Annotated in this window: 6 protein-coding genes and 1 pseudogene; 4 read left to right on the forward strand and 3 right to left on the reverse strand. The window is 55.6% G+C overall.

What is annotated here, in order from left to right; translation table 11 throughout:
• Positions 1–589: 589 nt before the first annotated feature.
• From HMPREF3048_RS06445 to HMPREF3048_RS06460, 4 genes are all read left to right on the forward strand, one after another.
• A complete protein-coding gene (locus HMPREF3048_RS06445) occupies positions 590–1,951 on the forward strand; it encodes an MATE family efflux transporter (protein WP_231732355.1) in 1,362 nt (453 codons plus the stop codon).
• A gap of 196 nt (positions 1,952–2,147) precedes the next feature.
• Positions 2,148–3,260: an ABC transporter substrate-binding protein gene (locus HMPREF3048_RS06450; RefSeq protein ID WP_246818867.1), complete on the forward strand. Its 1,113-nt coding sequence runs from the start codon at positions 2,148–2,150 to the stop codon at positions 3,258–3,260.
• Positions 3,257–4,381: a FecCD family ABC transporter permease gene (locus HMPREF3048_RS06455; RefSeq protein WP_080975109.1), complete on the forward strand. Its 1,125-nt coding sequence runs from the start codon at positions 3,257–3,259 to the stop codon at positions 4,379–4,381. Before HMPREF3048_RS06450 ends, HMPREF3048_RS06455 begins: the two co-directional genes overlap by 4 nt.
• Positions 4,381–5,196: an ABC transporter ATP-binding protein gene (locus HMPREF3048_RS06460; RefSeq protein WP_049156256.1), complete on the forward strand. Its 816-nt coding sequence runs from the start codon at positions 4,381–4,383 to the stop codon at positions 5,194–5,196. Before HMPREF3048_RS06455 ends, HMPREF3048_RS06460 begins: the two co-directional genes overlap by 1 nt.
• A gap of 28 nt (positions 5,197–5,224) precedes the next feature.
• Here HMPREF3048_RS06460 and HMPREF3048_RS12715 read toward each other — a convergent pair.
• From HMPREF3048_RS12715 to HMPREF3048_RS12725, 3 genes and pseudogenes are all read right to left on the reverse strand, one after another.
• Positions 5,225–5,443 (reverse strand): annotated as a pseudogene (locus HMPREF3048_RS12715) (integrase core domain-containing protein); the annotation flags it as partial.
• A 90-nt stretch (positions 5,444–5,533) separates the two neighbouring features.
• Positions 5,534–5,773, reverse strand: coding sequence for a DDE-type integrase/transposase/recombinase (locus HMPREF3048_RS12720; protein WP_311523058.1), 240 nt, complete (start codon positions 5,771–5,773; stop codon positions 5,534–5,536).
• Positions 5,770–6,069, reverse strand: a complete 300-nt coding sequence (locus HMPREF3048_RS12725) for an IS3 family transposase (protein ID WP_311523059.1) — start codon at positions 6,067–6,069, stop codon at positions 5,770–5,772. The genes HMPREF3048_RS12720 and HMPREF3048_RS12725 overlap by 4 nt, the downstream gene beginning before the upstream one ends.
• Positions 6,070–6,294: the final 225 nt, after the last annotated feature.

Genomic DNA, 6,294 nt, shown 5'->3' on the forward strand with positions numbered 1-6,294 from the left:
ATGCGGCTTGCATCGACATATTTTCCGCCAAGATACGGTCCTCTACAAGACGGACCACACGGTCCTTTGCATCCTGGTCAAATTTTCTTGGCATATTCCAGATTTTCCCATCTACTCAGACGGAACAAAACCTGGGACACTTCAGTCTCTCCTATCCATCTTCACACTCCTTCCACCTGAAGTGTTTGAAGTGGAAATCTTCAATTATGGTAGCCTTACCTAAACTAGGTATAATCTTTATACTTTCCGAAGGGAGTCTCTGCCGCTGCAAACACCAGCCCTGAACGGGATTCGGTCTCAACCAACGGTGGTACCGCTGGGGCATCGGCCAGCACCAGCTGAATCCGCAGGGGCGAACCACTAATTTCCATGGTGCAGACGGCAGCGTCCGATTGCAACTTTGGTGCAGATGTATCGCAGCGCCATTCGCTTCAACGGCCTGGAGGCCGCAAATGAATCGGATGTGCTGCGTATCTACCGCTAGAAACCGCAGCACATTGGAGACCAGCCGCCAAAATGGGCGAGGTTTAGAAGATGAGAAGCGAGGGCCGAGACGAATGTTAGTCCGAAGTTGAAGGTGGCTGCGAGGTTGAAATCCATCCGGAAATATCGCGAAGTTCTGGGAATTTCCCTTCCCATCGCTGGAGTACAACTCGCCGGAGTTGCATTGACCACCACGGACGTATTGATGCTGCAGTCCGTGGGCGTACTGGCGATAGCCGGCGGCGGCCTAGCGATGCAGCTTTACAACCAGATCCGCACGATGTGCGTGGGCATGGTGACGGCCGGGGCAAATCTTGTGGCTGAAGCAGCAGCAAAAATGGAAAAAGAGAAAACCTCTTGTCAAAATTGCGAGGCGGGAGCAGAACAGATCCGGCGGGCTGTGCGCTCCTCCTTCGCGGTGGCCACTGGCACTGCAATTCTCGGCGCGTTACTGGTCATCGCCCTAGGCGGATTGGTCCTTGTTCTGCCCATCGACAAGCACGTTGCCCAACTCACCTTCGCCATGACCCTTGCGCTCGCACCCGGGTTAGTCCCGATGATGTGGCTCAACGTCCTGCGCCAATTCGCCGTGGGCATGCGAAAACCCGGCTCCCTGTTAACCATCACGCTGATATCGATATTTATAAATATCGCATTGAACTGGTTATTTATGACATGGGCAGCCTCGGATCACTGGAAGGTAGCGGGCATCGGGCTTTCTACAACTGTCATCCAACTGCTTACCTTCCTGGCCTTCCGGATTGTGGTACTGCGCATTCCCGAGCTACAGCCCTATTTCCACATCCTTCCGTGTAAAGGAGATGGGGAGACTATCTGCCGCCTCGTCCGCCTCGGGGTACCAGTCAGTCTGACCTATGGCTCGGAGGCTGCAATAACAACCATCGCCGGTTTAGTGATGGGGACCTTTAGCCCACAGATGCTAGCGGCGCACAATATTGTGAACCAACTGGCGTACATCGTTTACCAAGTGTGCATCGGCTTTTCTCACGGCGGCTCGGTGCTGATCACAAGGGCTCGGGCCGAGAGTGCCGACTCAGTGCGCGAGATTACCCGACGCATATTGTTCGTCGTGGTCACGTATCTGGGAATAATGGGCGCGCTGTGGCTTCTGTTGGGCAGGTGGGTACTGCATCCTTTCTTAAAAGAGGCAGATCCCACCACCTTTCACATTGCCGTCCTGCTCCTATGTCTCGCGGTACTGCAACAGTTCGCCAAAGGAATCCAAAACGTGGCAGTGGGCCTACTGAGAGGCCTGAAAGACACCACCTCAGGGCTACGCTGCACCCTCGTCGGGTACTGGCTGGTTGGCGTCCCCGGGATTCTGATATTTGGAAAGCTCCTCGGATGGGAAGGATATGGCGTCTGGTTAGGACTCATCATGGGTTTCGCAACCACGGCGGTACTGCTGCTACGCACATATTCCCGCCGACTGAATGAACTGACTTAACGGGAATGTTGGGGGTAAAAGTTTCATCACCCATTGTAGATAAACAAAGGTATGGCTAACCTAATAGATCCACTTGGAAGAAAGGATTGCCTTGTCCCTCACGACAACTAGGGCTCGCGGTTTTAAAACCCCACGCGCCCCTCACCACCGAATGGCCCGCGTAGTCGCCTCAGCCGTCACCGCCACTGCCCTCCTTATGACCGCTGCCTGCAGCACTAACGATGAACAACAGACCGCAGATGACGGAGAAAAGCAACAGATCACCGACATTCTCGGGCGCGAAGTCGAGGTCCCGAAGAACGTCGATCGGGTCCTCATGGGCGGGCAACGGATGCTTTACACGACATCCATCCTCAACAAAGAAAACCCGCTCCAGGGCATCGTTGCCTGGCCAGATGACCTGGAGCAGAACGACCCTGGCACGTACAAGAAGTACGAACAGAAATTCCCAGAGATCGAAGATATTGAGCAAACTGGTGAAGTTTACGACGGCTCGATGTCCGTTGAGCAAGCTTTGAATTCCCGTCCAGATGTCTTCATTGTCTCCGCAAGCAGCTTCGAAGCCGCCCAGGATGCTGGCATCGTAGACGGTCTAGAAAAGGCCGGAATCCCCACGGTTACCGTCGATTACTTTACCGACCCGGTGAAGAACACCGCACCGAGCGTGCGCTTGCTCGGCAAGGTACTCGGCCACGAGAAGGAAGCGGAAGAGTATGCCGAGTTCTATGAGTCCAAGGTGAACATGGTTCAGGAGCGCCTAGAAAAAGCCAAGGCCACCCCCACACCGACCTTCCTCTGGCGAGCTCCCGGCTACTTCGACTGCTGCTCTACCTTCGCTAAGTCCAACCTAGCCCAAATTGTTAACGCAGCGGGTGGCGAAAACGTGGGCGACGATATGATCGACGCCAAGCAGGGGCAAGTCTCTCCCGAGGCGCTAGCTGAAAAAGACCCAGACGTCATCATCGCCACCGGCGCAGACTGGACCGGCGCCAAGCAGCAGCCAAAGAAGAATGGCTTTGTACCCCTGGGCTACGACGAGTCCACCGAACAGGCAGCCAAAGACTTCCAACGCGTTGTTGACGGGCAACCTGTCCTTAAGGAAATGCGGGCGGTCAAGAACAAGCGGGCCTACGCTGCGTGGCATCACTTCTACGACTCCCCATACAACTACCTAGCCATCGAGTGGTTTGCCAAAGCCATGCACCCCGACCTGTTTTCCGATGTCGACCCGCAGGCCGATTTGGAAGAACTACATGAAAAATTCCTCCCTGTGGAGGCTAGCGGCACCTTCTGGACTGGTTTGCCATGAGCCACGGAGCACGAGCGCAATCAATTGCCACCGGAAGCGAGGTGGACGACCAAAACTCTACCCCGCAACGGCAACGCCCCCGGTCAAACTGGTACCGAACAGCTAGCAGGCGAAAGGTAGCGATCATCGCAGGGCTTACGGCCCTGCTATGCGTCACCATTGCCATAGATTTCCTCATCGGCAGCAGTTTGAACGCAAATGAGGCGCTCTACGTGCTCTTTCACCCCAGCGATTCCCGCCCAATTGACTGGCAGATCATCTTTGATATACGTCTGCCTATGACCGTCACAGCGGTGCTCATCGGTGGCACCCTCGCTGCTGCCGGCGCAGAGATGCAAACCATCTTGGATAACCCCTTGGCAGAGCCCTATACGCTGGGCATTTCCGCCGCTGCGAGCTTTGGCGCAGCCTTTGCCACCGTCTCAGGATTCACCGCGGCGGGAATCGGGGCAGCGCTGGGAATGGCGGGCAGTGCTTGGGTCTTCGCCCTCGCGGCCTGTGCGGTGATCGTCCTATTCTCTCGGTCAAAGAGCTCTGGTACCGAGGGAATGATTCTGCTGGGCATAGCCATCGTGTTCCTCTTCGATGCTCTACTAGCGCTAATGCAGTACCTCGCCTCGCAGACCCAATTAGAGCAGGTGGTTTTCTGGACCTTGGGCAGCCTTACGCGCGCTACGTGGCCTCAGATCGGCCTTCTCGCGGTCATCTCACTAATCGGAATTGCTTACTTCTACCGCAATGCGTGGACGCTGACCGCGTTTCGAATGGGCGACGACCGCGCTAGGTCCATGGGTATCAATATCCCAAAGCTGCGCACGTACACGCTGGTGGGAGTCTCCCTTATGGCGGCAACTGCCGTTTCGATGGCCGGGACAATTGGTTTCATCGGACTCGTCGGCCCACATATCGCCAGGATGCTCGTTGGTGAGGACCAACGCTTCTTCCTCACCACGTCCATCATCTCAGGTGCGCTTTTGCTGACCTCAGCCTCAGTGGTATCCAAGCTGATCCAGCCTGGGGCGATTCTGCCTGTCGGCATCATCACCGCGATTGTGGGCGTTCCCGTGTTCGTCGTCCTCATTGTTTTGCGACGCCGCCCCCGAACTGTCTCCTCAACCTAATGATCGCCTCTCCCAGTACTTCCTGCCCCAGAAAGGACCCCCTCGTGGAACAACCGCCCACGGTTCCGCCAGAACCCACACTCCGGGTAGATAACCTGTGCTTTTCCCATGGAGACGAACAGATACTGAATGACGTATGTCTCCCAAAGATCGAAGCTGGAACCGTCACCGCCCTCGTCGGCCCTAATGGCGCTGGTAAGTCGACTTTGCTGCGCTGCATGGCTAACCTATGCCGATTCAGCGGCGACGTCACTGGGCCCGAGGCAGTATATTTGCCACAGGATCCCCCGCCGGAAAGCACCCTTACCGTATTCGAATCGGTACTTCTGGCACTCCAGCATTCCCGGACGGGATTCAGCGGACTACGGGTAGCCACATCCACACAGGACCGAGTCAGCTCGGTCCTCACGCGGCTGGGGCTAGAAGACCTAGAATCCCGAACAATGTCCCAGCTCTCCGGCGGCCAGCGTCAATTAGTAAGCTTCGCCCAGGCCATCGTATGCCGGCCGCAGGCATTACTACTGGACGAGCCAACCAGCGCTCTTGACCTAAGAAATCAGCTCATCCTCATGGAGCATATTCGCGCCTATGCAGCTGAAGCACCCGCGGCGGTCGTGGTTTCGATGCACGATCTTTCACAAGCAGCGCGCTTCGCTCACCGCATTGCGGTACTCCACGCGGGCACTGTATACGCACACGGAGCAGCTAAGGACGTGTTAACCGCAAAAATGTTGCGTGAAGTCTACCGCGTAGATGGAAAAGTCACCCTTACTGATGACGGTTCTGCAGCAATCACCACATCCAGAGCCATATAAGGGGCTTGAAGTGCCCCGAGTTTTGTTCCTAGGCATGTTCCTTGATTTCTATTATTCCCTGTTGCGGGTTCTTCTTCCACAATTCGGTTTCCACCTCGGCTGGGGTTCGATATCCCAGGCTTTGGTGGAGCCTTACCTCGTTCCACCATGACACCCACTCGAACGTCGCGATTTCTACCTCGACAACATCATTCCACCTGCGAGTATGGATGAGCTCATTCTTGTAAGAGCCGTTAACGTTTTCAGCTAGAGCATTGTCATTTCAGTCACCGACGGTCCCAGTGGAAGCGGCAATCCCGTGCTGGGCGAGACGCTGGTTGTAGACAACGCTGACGTACTATAAGCCGTGATCCGAATGGTGAATAAGGCCTGTTGTTTCCTTCGCGCTCACAATCGCTTGGTTGAGTGCTTGCAGCCGTAATACCTCGGTGCGCATCGAGTCCGATAATGCCCATCCGACGATCCGCCGGGAGTAAACGTCAGTGACAAACGCGGTGTACACAAAACCCTTCTTCGTACGCACGTAGGTAATGTCGGCCACCCACAGCTTGTTTAAGGCCTTGGGCTTTGAACTCACGCTCGACCAAATCCGGGCGCAGATCCGGCCTGTTGAGGTGTACGGGTTGTGATTGGTGATCCGCCTGTGCCTGTGCCAGAAACACCAGCTAGGCGCATCAGCCGGGCGGTTTGCTCACGACCGATGTCGATTCCGTCACGGTCAAGCGCATGCCACATTGTCCGCACGCCGTAGACACCGTAATTATCCCGATGAATGGCACCAATGCGTTCAATCAGCACAGCGTCACGAAGGCGACGAGCACTTAAGCCCACGGGCTTTGGACTGGCGATAACCACGCGAGGTGATAAACCCACCAGCCCGGTTAATCTTCAACTCCGGTGCAGATGAACTCGACAGAGAAATGATTCCGGTATTTATCGATGAACCGGATCATTTCTTAACGTTTGGGGCCTGGTCGTGAGGCGAAAAAGCTGACGCAGCCTTCAGCAACTCGTTGGTATCTCGAAGCTCTTGATTTTCGCGGCGTAGCCTGGCATTTTCGGTAGCCAAGTCTTCAGGCACAGGTTCTGGGATGTTTC

Origin of the sequence: Corynebacterium sp. HMSC075D04, from assembly GCF_001815635.1 — a bacterium.
GTDB classification, from domain to species: Bacteria; Actinomycetota; Actinomycetes; order Mycobacteriales; family Mycobacteriaceae; genus Corynebacterium; species Corynebacterium coyleae.

Bases quoted from the DNA above. Each gene is read 5' to 3' on its own strand.
- HMPREF3048_RS06450 (WP_246818867.1), top strand. From the start codon at position 2,148: ATGACCGCTGCCTGCAGCACTAACGATGAACAACAGACCGCAGATGAC.
- HMPREF3048_RS06455 (WP_080975109.1), top strand. From the start codon at position 3,257: ATGAGCCACGGAGCACGAGCGCAATCAATTGCCACCGGAAGCGAGGTG.
- HMPREF3048_RS06460 (WP_049156256.1), top strand. From the start codon at position 4,381: ATGATCGCCTCTCCCAGTACTTCCTGCCCCAGAAAGGACCCCCTCGTG.